Origin of the sequence: Propylenella binzhouense, from assembly GCF_009866965.1 — a bacterium.
In the GTDB taxonomy this organism is placed as follows: Bacteria; Pseudomonadota; Alphaproteobacteria; order Rhizobiales; family Afifellaceae; genus Propylenella; species Propylenella binzhouense.
On record NZ_SPKJ01000007.1, the window covers coordinates 35,661 to 51,285 of the forward strand.

13 protein-coding genes and 1 pseudogene are annotated in these 15,625 nt (G+C 66.3%); 9 read left to right on the top strand and 5 right to left on the bottom strand.

Annotation, left to right across the window (positions count from 1 at the left end):
• Positions 1–71: 71 nt before the first annotated feature.
• From E4O86_RS03970 to E4O86_RS03990, 5 genes and pseudogenes are all read right to left on the bottom strand, one after another.
• Complete coding sequence (locus tag E4O86_RS03970) at positions 72–1,166, bottom strand: UvrD-helicase domain-containing protein (RefSeq protein ID WP_161139221.1); 1,095 nt, start codon at positions 1,164–1,166, stop codon at positions 72–74.
• Complete coding sequence (locus E4O86_RS23905; RefSeq protein WP_161139222.1) at positions 1,153–2,751, bottom strand: AAA family ATPase; 1,599 nt, start codon at positions 2,749–2,751, stop codon at positions 1,153–1,155. Before E4O86_RS23905 ends, E4O86_RS03970 begins: the two co-directional genes overlap by 14 nt.
• Before the next feature lie 470 nt (positions 2,752–3,221).
• Positions 3,222–3,383: pseudogene (locus E4O86_RS03980) on the bottom strand (CopG family transcriptional regulator); the annotation flags it as partial.
• Between the two features lie 104 nt (positions 3,384–3,487).
• Positions 3,488–4,519 carry an amidohydrolase family protein gene (locus E4O86_RS03985; RefSeq protein WP_205520684.1) on the bottom strand — a complete coding sequence of 344 codons (1,032 nt, stop codon included), beginning with the start codon at positions 4,517–4,519 and terminating at the stop codon, positions 3,488–3,490.
• Positions 4,520–4,549: 30 nt separating this feature from the next.
• Complete coding sequence (locus E4O86_RS03990) at positions 4,550–5,410, bottom strand: NAD(P)H-binding protein (RefSeq protein ID WP_161139223.1); 861 nt, start codon at positions 5,408–5,410, stop codon at positions 4,550–4,552.
• Positions 5,411–5,525: 115 nt separating this feature from the next.
• On the opposite strand from E4O86_RS03990, the gene E4O86_RS03995 reads away from it, so the two are divergent.
• From E4O86_RS03995 to E4O86_RS04045, 9 genes are all read left to right on the top strand, one after another.
• Complete coding sequence (locus E4O86_RS03995) at positions 5,526–6,257, top strand: TetR/AcrR family transcriptional regulator (protein ID WP_161139224.1); 732 nt, start codon at positions 5,526–5,528, stop codon at positions 6,255–6,257.
• Positions 6,258–6,836: 579 nt separating this feature from the next.
• On the top strand, positions 6,837–7,385 hold the full coding sequence (locus E4O86_RS04010) for an iron transporter (protein WP_161139225.1): 549 nt from the start codon (positions 6,837–6,839) through the stop codon (positions 7,383–7,385).
• A 258-nt stretch (positions 7,386–7,643) separates the two neighbouring features.
• Entirely contained in the window at positions 7,644–8,129 is a 486-nt protein-coding gene (locus tag E4O86_RS04015; protein WP_161139226.1) for a PaaI family thioesterase, read from the top strand.
• Positions 8,126–9,787 carry a thiamine pyrophosphate-binding protein gene (locus tag E4O86_RS04020; protein WP_161139227.1) on the top strand — a complete coding sequence of 554 codons (1,662 nt, stop codon included), beginning with the start codon at positions 8,126–8,128 and terminating at the stop codon, positions 9,785–9,787. The genes E4O86_RS04015 and E4O86_RS04020 overlap by 4 nt, the downstream gene beginning before the upstream one ends.
• 103 nt (positions 9,788–9,890) lie before the next feature.
• Positions 9,891–12,041, top strand: coding sequence for an acetate--CoA ligase family protein (locus E4O86_RS04025; protein ID WP_161139228.1), 2,151 nt, complete (start codon positions 9,891–9,893; stop codon positions 12,039–12,041).
• Positions 12,042–12,054: 13 nt separating this feature from the next.
• Complete coding sequence (locus E4O86_RS04030; RefSeq protein WP_161139229.1) at positions 12,055–13,206, top strand: thiolase family protein; 1,152 nt, start codon at positions 12,055–12,057, stop codon at positions 13,204–13,206.
• A gap of 9 nt (positions 13,207–13,215) precedes the next feature.
• Positions 13,216–13,638, top strand: a complete 423-nt coding sequence (locus E4O86_RS04035) for a Zn-ribbon domain-containing OB-fold protein (RefSeq protein ID WP_161139230.1) — start codon at positions 13,216–13,218, stop codon at positions 13,636–13,638.
• Complete coding sequence (locus E4O86_RS04040) at positions 13,635–14,768, top strand: nitronate monooxygenase (protein WP_161139231.1); 1,134 nt, start codon at positions 13,635–13,637, stop codon at positions 14,766–14,768. Before E4O86_RS04035 ends, E4O86_RS04040 begins: the two co-directional genes overlap by 4 nt.
• A gap of 14 nt (positions 14,769–14,782) precedes the next feature.
• Complete coding sequence (locus E4O86_RS04045) at positions 14,783–15,547, top strand: crotonase/enoyl-CoA hydratase family protein (RefSeq protein ID WP_161139232.1); 765 nt, start codon at positions 14,783–14,785, stop codon at positions 15,545–15,547.
• Positions 15,548–15,625: the final 78 nt, after the last annotated feature.

Consider the following 15,625-nt stretch of genomic DNA (forward strand, 5'->3'; position numbering starts at 1 on the left):
GAATGGCGAAAACGGCCGTGGGACGCGACCGCGGTCTATCTGTCGCTCGGTCGCATCCCACGGCAATCGATTCAGACTCGATCTTGCGTCAACCTCTGCCAGCGCGTTGCGGGGACCGCATAGCTCTTGCCGTCGAACACGAACGCAACGCTATGCCGTGCCCGGGTGACGGCCACATACATTTTGGTCGCGGACTTCTCGACGTGCTTGAGATCACCCGTGGCTAGCCATGAAGCTGCCTTTCCGTGCGGGTAGATCAGGACACGCTCGAAGGTCAGGCCCTTGGCCTCGCCGAAGTTCATCGCCTCGTAGGGCTCGCACTTCGTCTTCGCGGAATAGCGCAGGACCTGCGGAGTGAAGGCGGCCATGTATGCACCAACGTCGGCGCTCGCTACGAGGAAAATCCCGTCGTGGCCGGTCACCACTGCGTTCCTCGAGATGGTCTTCGGCTCGAGCGGGAAGAAGCCGTCGCCGAGGTCGGCGATCGCTTGGTTGCAGCGGTGCGTGTGGCATTCGTAATCAATGGCGACGAGACCGGCCTTCTTCCACTGCTCGAACTTCTTGATGATGGCCGGGCCGGCGAATCTTTTGTTCTTCGCCGCGTTGTTGGTCGCGAAGGTCGCCTGTCGGTGATCGCCCACCAGCGTCGCCGGAATGCCTGACCGGAGGATCAACTCGAGCAGGTCGAGATCGTAGCCCGCCATGTCTTGGATCTCGTCGATGATGAGGTGGGCATAGCGGGCCTTCAGCCGCCGCATGACGGCACCACCGGAACGCGCGTCGCAGCGACAGATGAACTTGGCGATCTTGTCGGAATAGATGCGGGTGCTGTCCAAGAAATAGTGGGCGTCCGTCTTGTCCTCAGGCACATACGGGACCGACTTGCCCTCGACCCAATGGATCCCATCGATGCGCCGACCATGCATCGCCGACCGATACGGCCGGGCGAGCTCGCGCAGGAGGAAGGAGTACCACGAGAGCACCTCGACGTTCGCCGGGATCACAGTCGATCGTCCGTACGCCTTGAGCTGGATCTCGCGCACGTTGTTCCGCGTGTAGGTGATCAGCGCGGTGATGCCGCTGTCGTTCGCCAGCGCCTGATCGACGACACGTGTGGTCTTGCCGCCGCCAGCGGCCGATATGACGATGCGGCTAGCGGATGGCACGGGCGATGTAGTCCGGTGGTGACCAATTGACGTTGGTCTCGAAGAACCTGAGCGCCGTGTCGGCCTTGTGGCTGGTCATGTACTCGATCGCCGAACCGTCGTCCGAGAACGACTTGCCGAGCACGGCGTTGATCACGGCGAGCCCGTTCTTCTTGAGCAGCTGGGGCTCCAGCGTCCGCGCGGCCTCATCATCGTCGTACTGGACAGTGACGAGGGGGGAAGTCAGGTAGTCGGCGTATTTCCTTTGCAGAGCGGCGACGTCCCCGTCGTTGTCGGTCACCACGTCGGTGATGCGCGACAGCTTCACCGCAATCTGCAGGAAGCGCTTGAACGCGAGCGAGTTGACCGAGATCACGTCGACGCCGTCCTCGAGCGGCATCCTGCCGTGCTTGCGCTGGTAGGCGCGCTGCACGATCAGTTCGTCCGACGGGCCCTCGACCAGGATCGACCGTTGGGCGAGAATCAGCCGCAGCGTGTCGTGCCCAGGCAGCTTCATGAAATAGTCCTGGGTCGTCTTGTCCTCCAGGTCTGTCAGGTGGAGGCCTTCGCCGCGCTGGAAGAGAAGCACGGATTCCACGCCGAGCTTGTTCAGCACGAAGCTGCTGTGGGTCGTGATGAAGATTTGTCTCGAGCCGGAATTTGCCGAGATGTGCCCGATCAACTCGTTCAGGCTCGCATAGGAGAGGTGGTTCTCCGCCTCCTCGATCAGGATGATGTGCGAGTTGGCCGACGTCTCCATCGCGAGCTTGATCTTCACCGAGTTCTGCTCGCCCTTGCCGACGAGCGTCAGGGGGATCTCGTCCAAGTGTGGCATGATGCCCGCTTCCCAGCTTGCCCGCGAGGACGTGTCGAGCGACACCGAGATGACCTTGTCGCTGATGCCGCCCTTCCGAGCGGCCAGCGCGTCGTTGATCGACTTCACCTTCGGCTGCTCGAGGAACCGGTCCTTCATCAGGCGGTAGCTGAGCGCCAGGTCGACCTTCTCCTTGCTGCTCAGGCTCTCCTTCACGATGTTGACAACGTAGCGATTGGCAGCCGCGTTGTTCCTGATCGTGCTGGCGTCGATGAGGCTGGTCTGCAGCGGGATGCCGCGGGCGTTGCTGATATCGTTTTCCGCGAAGTCGCGCCACTTGATCCAGTAATATTCCACCGGCAGCGTCCGGATCTCCGAGGGATCGGCGACATACTGCTGGAAATCCTCGGCGTGGCCGGGGTTGAGTTCGACTACGAGCGAGACGCCTGGCAGGTCCAGACCGAGGCTGTTGTTGTCGCCCTTGAGCTTTGCGAGGGAGGGATCGTCGGCGAGATAAACCTCGATGAGGATGCTGGGCGGCTCTGCGGGCTCGCCCTTCGCCAGCGCCTTCGCGTAGGTCTTTACCTGATCGAGATTAAACAGGTAGGGGTGCAGTTCGACGAGGAGCGGCCGTCCGTTGAGTTGCCCCGTCATCGCGAGGTGCACGGCTTCGAGCAACGTCGACTTCCCGCATTCGTTGTTGCCGACGATGACGTTCAATTTTTCGTTGAGTGTGACGTCCGCCTTTTTCAAGCAGCGGTAGTTCTTCACGACGACACGTTGGATAAACACGAAAGCTCCTCAGTTACCGGCCGTCTACTATGACGGTTACGGTACACAAAAGCGGTGGTGGTCTAAAGTCGCCTTTCATCGGACTTTCACCACGCTCCAATTCAGGAGCAGCATTCCGCCAAAACCAGAACGTCGCCTTTGTCGCCGCTTGGCGGGTGGTTGCAATTTGCCATCAGCGCCCATCATTGCGTTGGCCCCCTTTCATCGTCGACCAGCATGTACGCCGATGTACTCAAGGCCGAGGACGTCTTCCCAAATTAGGTACCAGAATCGGGGTCACAATCTTTCCCGGTACCGTCGGTCATTCTGCGAGGTCGGTAGAGATCTGCTGAATATCGGCTCCTTGCAACAGCTGCCGTTCGACCAGTCACGTTCGAACGGCAAGAATGTCCCACGACCGTCATTTGCAGGCTGGTGCGCGCCCCGACACGGAGCCCGTTCCGCCTTTTTATCAGGTCTATCGCGACGCTTTATCGCGTCTCCGGTATGGGGCTCAAATCCTCGGAAATCTCCTGCCGCAGCTTCGGCCCGTTCGCGAGCCTGCGCCCCAGCGCCGCGACGACGGCGTCGTAACGCTCGCCGGCCTGGGCGCGTGCTGCCGCCTGGGCCGGCCCGGGCAGCGGCGGATTGGTGGCCGACGGTTCGCTCGTGCCGATCCTCGAATGCGAGATGATGCAGACCGGCGTCTTGACCATGCTTTGGCCCCGGAGCGAGGGGCAGCTCCTTTCTGAGCCGGTCACAGACCCAGGAGCTGTTCCGCGTTGCGATGCGCGATCTTTTCCCGGTCCTCGTCGCTGACGGGAAGCGTCTCGAGGAACTCGCGCGTCCCGTCGAGCGTGACATAGGGGTAGTCCACCGACCAGATGATCCGGTCCGCTCCCAGGACCTTGTGGATGAACTCGAAGTGCGGCCGATCGAACATGCCGCTCGGTGTGACCCACACCTGCGAACGATAGGTTTCGCTGACGCTGCGCGACAGCCCGGTCACGGCGGGAGGAAGCGTATCGTCGAGCCGGGCGAGGAAGAAGGGGACCATCTCACCCCAGTGCCCGCTGATGATCCGAAGGTCGGGGAGGCGGTCGAGCAGCCCGGCCAGGATCAGCCGCAGGGTTTGCACGCCCGCCTCGTGGTGCCAGCCCCACCCCGCAAGGGAAAACTGGGCGGTCACCTCCGGATCCAGGCCGCCGTAATAGGCCTGCTGCACCGGCGGCAGAGGGACGAAGGGGTGGATGTAGAGCGGCGCCTTCAGCGCATTCAGCCTTTCAAGGACCGGAAGGTAACGCGGATCGTCGAGGAAGCTGTCGCCAGGCCGACCGACAATAAGCGCTCCTTTGAGGCCAAGCTCGGTCACGGCCCGCGAAAGCTCGTCGGCCGCGGCCGTCGGATCCTGCCAGGGCAGAGTGGCGAAACCGCTCAGGCGAGACGGGTTTTCGGCAATGGCGGCGGCGAGCCGATCATTGGCGGCGCGGGCAAGGCCTGGTGCGTCGCTGGCTGGCGTCATCTGGATGGGCGAGGCCCAGGAGACGACCTGCATCTGGATTGCCTGTTCATCCATCGCGGCGATGCGCATTGCGCCGAGGTCGGCCGCGAGCGGCCCGACCCTTTTCATGGGAAGAAAGGTCGGTCGGCGCGGGTTTCGCGGTGCCGAGGCAGCACGCTCCGTGCACGACAGCGCCATATAAGGCGCATCGCGTTGCATCGCAGGGCCTGCCGCCTGGCCGATCGCCGGGTCGGCGGCGTGTTCTTCGATACAGATGATCCTTAACATGGGGCTATTCTTCCAGCTGGATGGATGGCTTCACGGTTTCAGAGTGGCCGCGAGCACATCGCGCATCGTCTGTGGCGGGCGGCCGAGCAGCCTTTCCAGTGTCGGATCCACCGTCGCGAAATCGCCGCGCCGCGACGCTTGGAAGATCCCCACCAACAGGTCAGCCTGAGCCTCGGGCGCGCCATGTGAGACCAGCGTCTCTCGCCACCGCGCATCGGCGACGACGATGCGCTTGATCTGTCGGCCGGTGATTTCGGAGGCGATCGCGGCGAGATCGTCGAAATCGAAAGCTTCTCCCGCTGTCAGCGGCGGGGTGAGGCCGTCGAGACCGCTTTCGCCGCCGAGCGCTATTGCGGCCGCTTCGGCAAGGTCCGCGTGTGTCGTCCAGGCGACTTTGCCGTCTTCCGGGGCGTAAATTTCCCCGCTCTTCAATCCGCGATCGAGCAGCTGGAGCGCACTGGCGGCGTAGAACCCGTTGCGCAGCGATGTGAAGGCCACGCCGCAATGCTGCAGCACCGCTTCGGTCGCGGCGTGGTCGGGCATCGGCGGGAAGGGCGAATCCGGCCGCGCGCCCATATGGCTGGTGTAGAGGATACGTCTCGCGCCGGCTTTTGCTGCGGCCTCAATGGCCTCGGTGTGCATGCGCACGGCTCTCTCGCCGGTCGCATCGGTGGAAACCACCAGCACTTGGCTCGCGCCCTCGAATGCCTCCGCGAGGGATGCCGGATCGGTAAAGTCACCTCGCCGTACCCGGATCCCTTGTTCTGTGAAGGCAGTCGCCTTCGCGGGATCGACCACACTGACGCCGATCTGATTTGCCGGCATTCGCGCCAGAAGCTGCGCAACGATGGCTCCGCCAAGCTGGCCGTTTGCGCCGGTCACGATGATCATAAAGCGTCTCCTTCATCGAGTGTTATCATCGATAGTGCCAGGAGCATATCACCGATAATTCATCGATATCAAGGGCGCGCTATCACTGATACGAAATGTGCGATATGGTCCACCCATGGATCAGGCAAACACCGTCGAAGAAGGCGAGAACGGCCCGGATGCCCGGCAGCGGATCTTGGTCTGTGCGGCCGAGTTGCTGAGGCATGGCGGCCGCGAGGCGCTGACGACCCGAGCGGTGGCAACCGCAGCAGGAGTGCAGCAGCCCACCATTTATCGGCTGTTTGGCGATAAGGACGCCCTGCTCGATGCCGTCGCCGAATATGGGTTTCTTGCTTACCTGAAACAGAAAAGCCCTAATGAGCCAGGCCAGGATCCGATCGATGCGCTTCGGGCAGGGTGGGATTTGCACGTCGGCTTCGGCCTGGCGAACCCGGCCATCTTCTCGATCATGTATGGTGATCCACGCCCCGGAAAGACGTCGCCGGCGGCCGCGAAGGCCGTCGATTTTCTTCGTCAACGGATGCGACTTCTGGCGGCCTCGGGGCGGCTTCGGGTCAGCGAAGAGCGGGCGGCCAATTTGATCCGGGCTGGCGGATGCGGAACGGTGTTCACATTACTGGCGATGCCGGAAGCTGAACGTGATCTCGACCTGTCGATCGTCGCACGTGAAGCGGTGCTTGCGACCATCATCACGCAAACCCCGCAATGGAAAGCGTCGGGCGTCGTGTCGGCAGCGATCGCACTTCGCGCTACCCTGTCCGAAACCAATGCGCTCACGGCCAGTGAGCAGCGATTGCTCTCGGAATGGCTTGCCAGGATCGCCGCGCCCGGTGGGGAAGTGTCGTGAGCCCACAAAGCGCGGTCGCGGACCCTTTGGACTGCTGCTCAGGCGCCAATGCCGGCTCGATATCCTCCGAAATCTCCTGCCGCAGCTTCGGCCCCTTTGCGGGCCTGCGGCCAGCGCGGCGACGAACGCGTCGTAGCGCTCGCCGGCCTGAGCCCGGGCGGCGGCCTGCGCCGGCTCGGGCAAAGGCGGGTTGGTCGTCAGCCGGCAGCGCACCTGCTTGATCTCGCCCGGGGTGAGCAGCGGCCCGGCGGTCTCCGAGCGTGACACCATCAGGTGGCCGAGCCAGGGCGAGAGGCGAGGGCCGGCATAGTTGCGCATGGCGCGCATCTCGGTCGCCGTTCCGAGCGCGTCGCATCCGCGCGCCGGCTCCTCAGCCCAGCGACTGATCGTCTATGTGATCCAGCGTCCGGCCTGATGCGGTCATGTTGCTGAACACACGTGGGCGGTTTGGCGTTCCACGAGCGCCGGCCCCGGCGGAGCACGGGCGCAACGATCAGATCTCCCTGGATCGAAATGCGTGCTTTTGAACAAGGCCGGCTCGGGTTTTGACCAGAGCTTCAGGCAGCAAAGGAGATCGCCATGAACGACAGATCACCCGCCATGAAACCAAGCGAAGAAGCCGATCGCAGAGGTCTCGAGCTCGGGTGCCGGCAGGGGAAGGCACTCGGCGACACGCTCGAGCACATGATCGGCAAGATCGCCGAAAGCGGCGCAGAGACGAGATCAGACGAATATCTCGTCGGCTATGCGGTCGAGGAAGCGGAGGGGATGTATCACCGCAAGAACGGTGAACTGCGCTGGATCGAGCCGGACGAGGAGAACGTCCATATCGAGGCGCTGGTGCGCGACGCCGCCGACGGGCGCTTCATACCCGGTCTGCGGGTGAGCGTCACGGTGAAGGCCGAGAGCGGCGAGGAGATCGGCACCCACGAGCATCCGCTGCTCTGGCACCCTTATCTCTATCACTATGGCCGCAACTGGAAGGTGCCTGGCGAAGGCAAGTACGACCTGACGATCCGGTTCGATGCGCCGGATTTCCCGCGCCACGACAAGAAGAACGGCAAGCGCTTCGTCGATGGTGCCGAGGTGACCTTCAAGGGCGTGGAGATCAAGACCGGCGCGAAGTGAGGCTGGGCGAGGCAGGTGTCGCAGGCCGCCGCCTTCCGCCTGCCTGCCCCGGACAGCAGCGGATCCTGGCGAGCGCGCCTCGTCGGCCCTCGTGCATGAGCAGGCGGTGGGCCATGCGGCTTTCGTTGACGAGCATGACGGCAGAGGAATGGCGCCGGCCGGCTCGGCCGCCGGCCACGAAACGCTTGCATTGCGAACGGATTGCGCCGAATAGGATGTCCTGAAGGGTAATTGCGGATACCGTTGGGTAGGTCTTGGATGACCGATGGTTCTCCGATGAGCGCTCGGGCGCAGTCTGACAGCTCCGCGGGGTGGCGGCAGATCCCCGACGCTTCTTTCGCGACGTTACTCGGGCCGCTCTGGCTGCGCGAGGAGGATGGTCGCCCCGTGTTCGGCTTTCAGACCGAAGCGCGCCACGCCAATAGCCGCGGCGTGGTGCATGGCGGAGTGCTCGCTTTGTTCGCCGACCACGCGCTCGGTCGCAGTCTGCGGCTTCAGGAGCGCGCGGACCGTCAGGCGACCATCCAGCTGCAGGTCCAGTATATTGCGCCAGTCATCCCCGGCGATTTCCTCGAAGCGCGGGCGGAGGTGCTGCGCAGCACCACGCATGTCGCCTATCTCCGGGGCATCCTCAGCGTCGGCGGCAAGGTCGTCGTGGAGACAAGCGGATTGTGGAAGCTGAGCCGCGGCAGGCGGGAAAGCGCCGGGGCCGAGCTGCCGGATGCGGAAAGGGGCCAGGGATGAAAATCTACGAGGCCGTTGCCGACGCACTGGCCGCTGAGCGCGTGGACCCGATCTTCGGGCTGATGGGCGACGGCAACATGTCGCTGTGGTCGACGGTCGCGGCGCGCAGGCAGGCCGAGATCCTGTCGGCCCGCAACGAAGCCGGCGCGATCGCCATGGCCGACGGCTATTTCCGCGCCACGGGACGCCTCGGCGTAGCGACCGTCACCTGCGGACCCGGCCTGACCCAGATCGGCACCTCGCTGATGGCGGCGGCGCGCAACAGGTCGGCCATCCTGGTGCTCACCGGCGAAATCCCGCCGCATGCCGTCAACAGGCTGCAGTCGATGGACCAGCGCCGTTTCGTCGAGGCCTGCAGCGCGCGCTATCTGTCGATCACCGGCACGGCCTCGCTGGCCCGCGAGATCGTCGAAGCCTTTCGGCTGGCGCGGCTCGAATCCTGCCCGGTCGTGCTCAACATGCCGAACGACATCCAGGAATGGGACTTCGCCCATCCCTGGCGCTACATCGCGTCCGACGATCTTCTCCCGCCGGCCGATCCGGCGCCGAACGAGGAGGATGTCGAGCGCCTGGTCGAGGCGGTGATGGCCTCGCAACGGCCGATCCTCATCGCCGGGCGCGGCGCGAAGCTCTCGGGCGCCGTGCCGGGCATCCGCGCGCTCGCCGAGCGCATCGGCGCGCTTCTGAGCACATCGCTGCAGATGAAGGGGACCTTCTCGCAGGACGAGTGGTCGGTCGGCATTGTCGGCGGCTATTCCTCGGCCGTCACCGAGGGGCTCTGCCGGCAGGCCGACCTCGTCATCGGCGTCGGTGCCGAGATCGGCCATTATACGAGCTGGGGCGGCACGCTGTTTCCACAGGCGCGCCTGATCCGTATCGATACGGCGGCGAGCCTGGGCGATGTGGCCGCGGCACCCGGCCTGCATATCCGCGCCGATGCCGCCAAGACCGTCTCCCGCCTTACGGCCGCCCTGGAAGAGCGGCAGGTACGCCGGGAAGGCTTCCGCACGCCCGCAACTGCCGAGACGCTGGCGCAGCGGCCGGAGCCGTTCCCCCCGGCCACCGACGGGCTCGATCCGCGCCGGCTCGCCCGCGCGCTTGGCGCCGCGCTGCCGGACGACGCGATGATCACCTGCGGCGTCGGCCATTTCCAGGGTTTCGTCGCCATGTACCTGCCGGTGCGCCCCGGCAACGAGGTCGAGTTCTCCAGCCAGTTCGGCGCGGTGGGCCAGACGCTGCCGGTGGCGATCGGCATCGGGGCGGCCCGGCCGGGCAGGCCGCATCTCGTCATCGAAGGCGATGGCAGCCTGATGATGAACATGCAGGAACTGGAGACCGCGGCGCGGCACAAGGTGTCCATGGTGCTGGTGGTGTGGAACGACAGCGGTTACGGCGCCGAGTTCCATCGCCTGCCGCTCAAGGGCTTCACGGGCGATACGGCGAAATGGAGCTCGCCCGACTTCGTGGCGCTCGCCAAGGCTTTCGGCGGCGACGGCGTGACGCTGACCGACCTCGACGCCCTGCCGGAAGCGGTCGCGCGCGGCATGGGCTTCGAGGGGCTTTTCGTCATCGACGCGCGGGTCTCGCAATCGGAAACGAGCGACAGCTACCGCAAGCTCTACAAGGGCGAGCCGAACCGCGCGCCCCTGCTTGCGTGAGCGCGCCGGCATCGCCGGTTTGCCTGCTTGAATTCTGATCGGTAGAAACATATACCAGCAAGAATACAAACGCGGGCGACCCCATCGGGAGGACGAGGAGACGATGCGTCAAGCCCAGGCTGTGCGGGCAGACCCACCGGCGCAATCCGATGCGGCCGGCACGCTGCTCAATCCGCGCTCGATCGCGATCGTCGGGGCCTCAGACCGCTCGCGCTGGTCCTCGATGCTCGTGCAGAATCTCGATGCGACCGGTTTCGAAGGGCGGCTGGCGCTGGTCAACCCAAAGGGCGGTACGGTCCACGGCCGGCCGGCTGCGAGAAGTTGCGCCGAGATCGGGGCCGGGATCGACTTGGGTGTCGTCGTGGTGCCGCAGGACGCGGTGATCGACGTCGTTGCCGAGCTTGCGGAGGCCGGCGCCCGCTCGGCCATGGTCCTGACCTCGGGCTTCGCCGAGACCGGCGAGGAGGGGGCGGAGCGCCAGCGCAGGCTGGTCGAGACGGCCCGCGCGCGCGGCGTGCGTCTGCTCGGGCCCAACAGCCTCGGCTTCATCAACCTTGCCGAGAATGTCTTCGCCTGGGCCACGCCGCTGCGGCCGCTCTCGCGCCGCGAGGGTGTGGGGATTGTCTCGCAGAGCGGCGCCACCGCGCTGTTCCTCGCCGACCTCGCCCACGAGCAGGATATCGGGCTGAGCCACGTCATTGCCACCGGCAACGAGGCCGATCTCGACGGTACCGTCTTCCTGGATTATCTGGTCGACCATCCGGCAACGCGCTCCATCGCGGTCTTCCTGGAAACGATCCGCGATCCGGCCGCCTTCATCCGCTCCGCCGAGCGCGCGCTCGCCAGCGGCAAGCCGTTGGTGGCGCTGAAAGTCGGTGCGAGCGAGGTGACCGCGCGCTCGGCCGAGGCCCATACCGGGGCGCTCGTCGGCGACGACCGGGTCTTCGAGGGCATCTGCCGCCAATACGGCATCATCCGCGTTTCCTCGGTGGAGGACCTTCTGGTCACCGCCGACATCGCCGCCCGCACCGGCATGCTCCGGCCGGGCGGCCTGGCGGTGCTGTCCAATTCGGGCGGGATTTGCGAGATCGCCGCCGACCGCGCCGATGCCTGCGGGCTGATGATGCCCGAGCTCTCCGGCGAGACGAGCCGGAAGCTGCGCGAGCTCATTCCCGGCTTCGGGACGCCGCACAATCCGCTCGACCTCACCGGCGGCATCGACCCGCTCCGGACAGAGCAGATCGTGCGCCTGATCGGCGGGCAGGAGGATTATGCGGCGGTGCTTTGCCCCTATTATCCGGTGCCTTCCACGCCCGACCAGATCAACGAGCGGCTCACGGCCCTCCATGACGGGCTGTCGCGCGGCCTGAAGGGCCTCGACATTCCGGGCCTGCTGGTCAGCTACACCAATGCGGTGGTCACCGACCTGACGCGTTCGATCGTGGCCAAGTCGGACATGCCCTACCATGCCTGCGGCCTCGACCGCGCGCTGACCGCCCTGGCAGGCATCGCCCGGTGGTCGGAGCGCAAGCGCAGCTTCGCGGGCCGCGAGAATGTCGCGGCGGCGGTGGAGGGGGCGGGGCAGGGGCAGGCCGCGCGCCCGCGCAGCGAACACGAGGCGCTGGCCTTCCTCGCCGGGCACGGGGTGCCCGTCGTGCCGGCGCATCTGGTGCGCAGCCGCGAGGAGGCGGCCGCCGCGGCCGCCGCGATCGGCGGCCCCGCGGTGGTGAAGATCGCCTCGCCCGACATCGCGCACAAGAGCGACATCGGCGGCGTCATCCTCAACCTCGACGGCGAGGAGGCGGTAGCCGAAGGGTTTGCGCGCGTGGTCGAGGCGGCGCGGGAGCGCAAGCCGGAAGCGCGCATCGACGGCGCGTTGGTGCTGCCGATGCGCCAAGGCGGCCTGGAACTGTTCGTCGGGTGCAGCCGCGATCCCCAATGGGGGCCGGTCCTGGCGGTCGGGCTCGGCGGCATCTTCGTGGAGGTGCTGAAGGACGTGTCGCTGCGCCTTCTGCCTGTCTCCGAGGCGGAGGTCCGCCGCATGCTGGGCGAGTTGCGCGGCAAGGCGCTGCTGGACGGCCAGCGCGGCATTCCGCCCGCCGACCTCGACGCGGTCGCCGCGGCAGTTGCCGCCATCGGGCGCGCCGCGCTTTCCGCAGGGCCAGAGCTTGCCGCCCTGGACGTCAACCCGCTCTGGGTGCGCGGCGACCGGGTGGAGGCGCTTGACGCCTATTTCGACTGGAACGCCGGGTAAGGAACGAGAGACGATGTCGCTGAAAGGCAAGGGTGCGGTCACCGGCATCGGCGAGACCGACTATATGCGGGCCTCGCCGAAAGACGCTTTCGAGCTCCAGATCGAGGCATCGTTGAAGGCGATCGCCGATGCGGGCCTCTCGCCGAGGGACATAGACGGGATCATCCCGATCGGCATCACAGGCGCGCCGGCCGAGGCCTTCGTCACCAATTTCGGCATCCCCGACCTCCGCTTCTCCGCCATCACGCCGCTCGGCGGCGCAAGCGGCATCGCCGCGCTGCAGGCCGCGGTGGCGGCGATCTCGGCCGGCATCTGCAACCATGTCCTGATCCCCTCGGGCCGCAACGTGTCCTCCGGCGCGCGCGCCGGGGTGCGCATCCACCAGATGCCGCAGTTCCACCTCGTCACCGAGTTCGAATACCCGCTGGGCGCGATATCGCCGGCGCAGCTCTATGCGCCGATGGCGCGGCGCCACATGGAACTCTACGGCACGACCAGCCGGCAGTTCGCCGAGGTGGCGATCGCCATGCGCGAGCATGCGATCCTGCACGGCAACGCCGTGATGAAGAAGCCGATCACGGTCGAGGACCACCAGAATTCGCGCATGATCACCGACCCGTTCCGGCTGCTCGACTGCAGCCTCGAAAGCGACGGCGGCGCGGCCCTCGTGGTCAGCGCGGCCGAGCGCGCCCGCGACATGAGGCAGCCGGTGGTGGAGATCCTGGGCGTGGCGGAAGGCCACCCGGACTCGCCGAGCTCGATCACCCAGCGCCCCGACATCACCCGGCTTGGCATTGCCAAGGCCGCGCCCAAGGCTTTCGGCATGGCCGGCGTCACGCCCGAGGACATCCAGGTCGCCGAGATCTACGACTGCTTCACCTACATCGTGATCTGCCAGCTCGAGGACATGGGCTTCTGCAAGAAGGGGGAGGGCGGCGCCTTCGTCGAGGGCGGCCGGCTGCGGCTCGGCGGTGCACTGCCGACCAACACCCATGGCGGGCTCCTGTCGCAGGCGCACATGCTCGGCATGAACCACATCGTGGAGCTGGTCCGGCAGTTGCGCGGGCAGGGCGGCAGGACCCAGGTCGCCGATGCCAGGCTTGGCCTCGCGACCGGCTACGGCGATCTCGGCGACGGCGCCCTCACGATCATGGCCCGGGCATAGGAGGTGACGATGGCGGCCAAACCCGAACCGCACGAGACCGAGCTGTCGCGCCCCTACTGGGACGCGGCGCGCAAGGGCGTGCTTCTGATCCAGAAGTGCGCCAACTGCGGCAAGCTGCGGCATTATCCGCAACTCGTCTGCGATCGCTGTCATTCGCTGGGCGTGGAGTGGGTCGAGGCGAGCGGCAAGGGTGAAGTGCATTCCTGGACCGTGGCGCATCACGTCTTCCATCCCGGCTTCGCCGGGGAGGTTCCCTACGCGCTGGTGACGGTGGACCTCGCGGAAGGGGTGCGCGCGCTCGGGCGCCTGGAGGGCATGGAGGCCGGTGCGCTGCGGCTCGGATTCCCGGTCGAAGCCGGCTTCCATGTCGAGGAGAACGGTACGCCGGTGCTGCGTTTCCGCCCCGCCGGGACGAGGAGAAACGACAGATGAGAACCAGGATCGCGGAGCGGCTCGGCTGCGACGTGCCGATCTTCGCGTTTTCCCACTGCCGCGACGTCGTGGTCGCGGTGACGAAGGCAGGCGGCTTCGGCGTACTCGGCGCGGCAACCTTCGGTCCGGAGCAGCTCGAAGCCGAGCTGCGCTGGATCGACGACCATATCGAGGGCCGGCCCTACGGCGTCGACGTGATCATCCCGACCAAATACGACGCCAAGGCGGAGGCCGAGACGGGCAGGACCGACCTGCACGACCTGATCCCGCCCGAGCACAAGGCGTTCATGAAGCGCATCCTCGACGAGGCAGGCGTGCCGGAACTGCCCGAGGACGAGCGCGAGCGGGTCCACCGCGAGATCATGGAGGGGCGCGGCGCCATGACGCCGGAAGGCGCGCGCAAACTGGTGCGCACCGCGCTGGCGCATCCCCAGGTGAAGCTCGTCGTCAGCGCGCTCGGGGCTCCTCCGCCCGATATAGTGGCGGAGTTGAAGCAGCGCGACGTGATGCTCGGCGCGCTCTGCGGCAAGCCGGCGCATGCGGTCCGGCAGAAGGAGGCGGGAGTCGAACTGATCATCGCGCAGGGAACGGAGGCCGGCGGGCACACGGGCGACATCTCCACGCTGGTGCTGGTGCCGCAGGTGATCGACGCCGTGAACAACGAGATCCCCGTGCTGGCGGCCGGCGGCATCGCCCGCGGCAGCCAGGTGGCGGCGGCCCTCGCGCTGGGCGCGGAAGGCGTGTGGTGCGGGACGATCTGGCTCGGCACGCAGGAGAGCGAGCTCAACACTTTCGAGAAGGAAGCGATCTTCCGCGCCCGCACCGAGGACGCGGTGCGCCGACGCGCGCGCACGGGCAAGCCGGTGCGCATGCTCAAGAGCAAGCTGTCGGAGGCTTGGGAGGAGCCGGGCGCGCCGTCCTATCTCCTGCCGCCGCTGCAGGGCATCCTCTACAACGAGGCGCATGCGCGGGTGGTGCGTGCCCAGCGTGGCGACCTGTTCTCCTTTCCCGCGGGCCAGGTGGTCGGCGCCATGGCCGGCGAGACCACGGTGAAGGACGTGATGTACCAGATGCAGCTCGAATATCTGGAGGCGATGGAGCGCCTGGTCGCGCTGCAGCCGAAGGAATGACGAGGAGCAGGACCGTGACCGACGAAGTTCTCGTGGAGAAGACGGACGGGCTGATGATCATCACGATCAACCGCCCGCATGTTCGCAACGCCGTGAACCGCGCGGTCTCTTACGGGGTGTGCGCCGCGGTGGACGAGCTCGACGCCAGCGACGAGCTGCGGGTCGGCATCCTCACCGGCGCCGGCGGCAATTTCTGCGCGGGCATGGATCTCAAGGCCTTCCTGGCCGGAGAGGTGACGCGCGTCGAGGGCCGCGGCATCCTGGGAATCGCCCAGACGCCGCCGAAGAAGCCGCTGATTGCGGCTGTCGAGGGCTATGCGCTTGCCGGCGGTTTCGAATCCGTGCTGGCCTGCGATCTGGTGGTGGCGGCCAGGGACGCGAAATTCGGCCTGCCGGAGGCGCGGCGCGGGCTTGCGGCCGCGGCCGGCGGCCTGCTGCGCCTGCCTCGCCTCATCCCGCAGCGCGTCGCAATGGAGATGGCGCTCACCGGCGAGATGGTCACGGCCGAGCGCATGCACCAGTTCGGGCTGATCAACCGCCTCACCGAGCCGGGCCATGCGCTCTCCGGAGCGATCGAGCTTGCCCGCGCCATCTCCGCCAACGCGCCGCTTTCCGTCGCCGCCAGCAAGCGCGTCATCACCGAGCAGGTCGACTGGCCGCTCGACGAGATGTTCGAGCGTCAGAAGGCGATCACAGGCCAGCTCCTGGAATCGGAGGATGCGCGCGAGGGTGCCTCCGCCTTCGCCGAGAAGCGCGCGCCCGTCTGGCGGGGCCGCTGAGGCCTCTTTACCTTCCGGAACCACTTGGTTTTATCACGAATGAATTTATACTGGACGGTAAGTCCGGGATGACCTGCC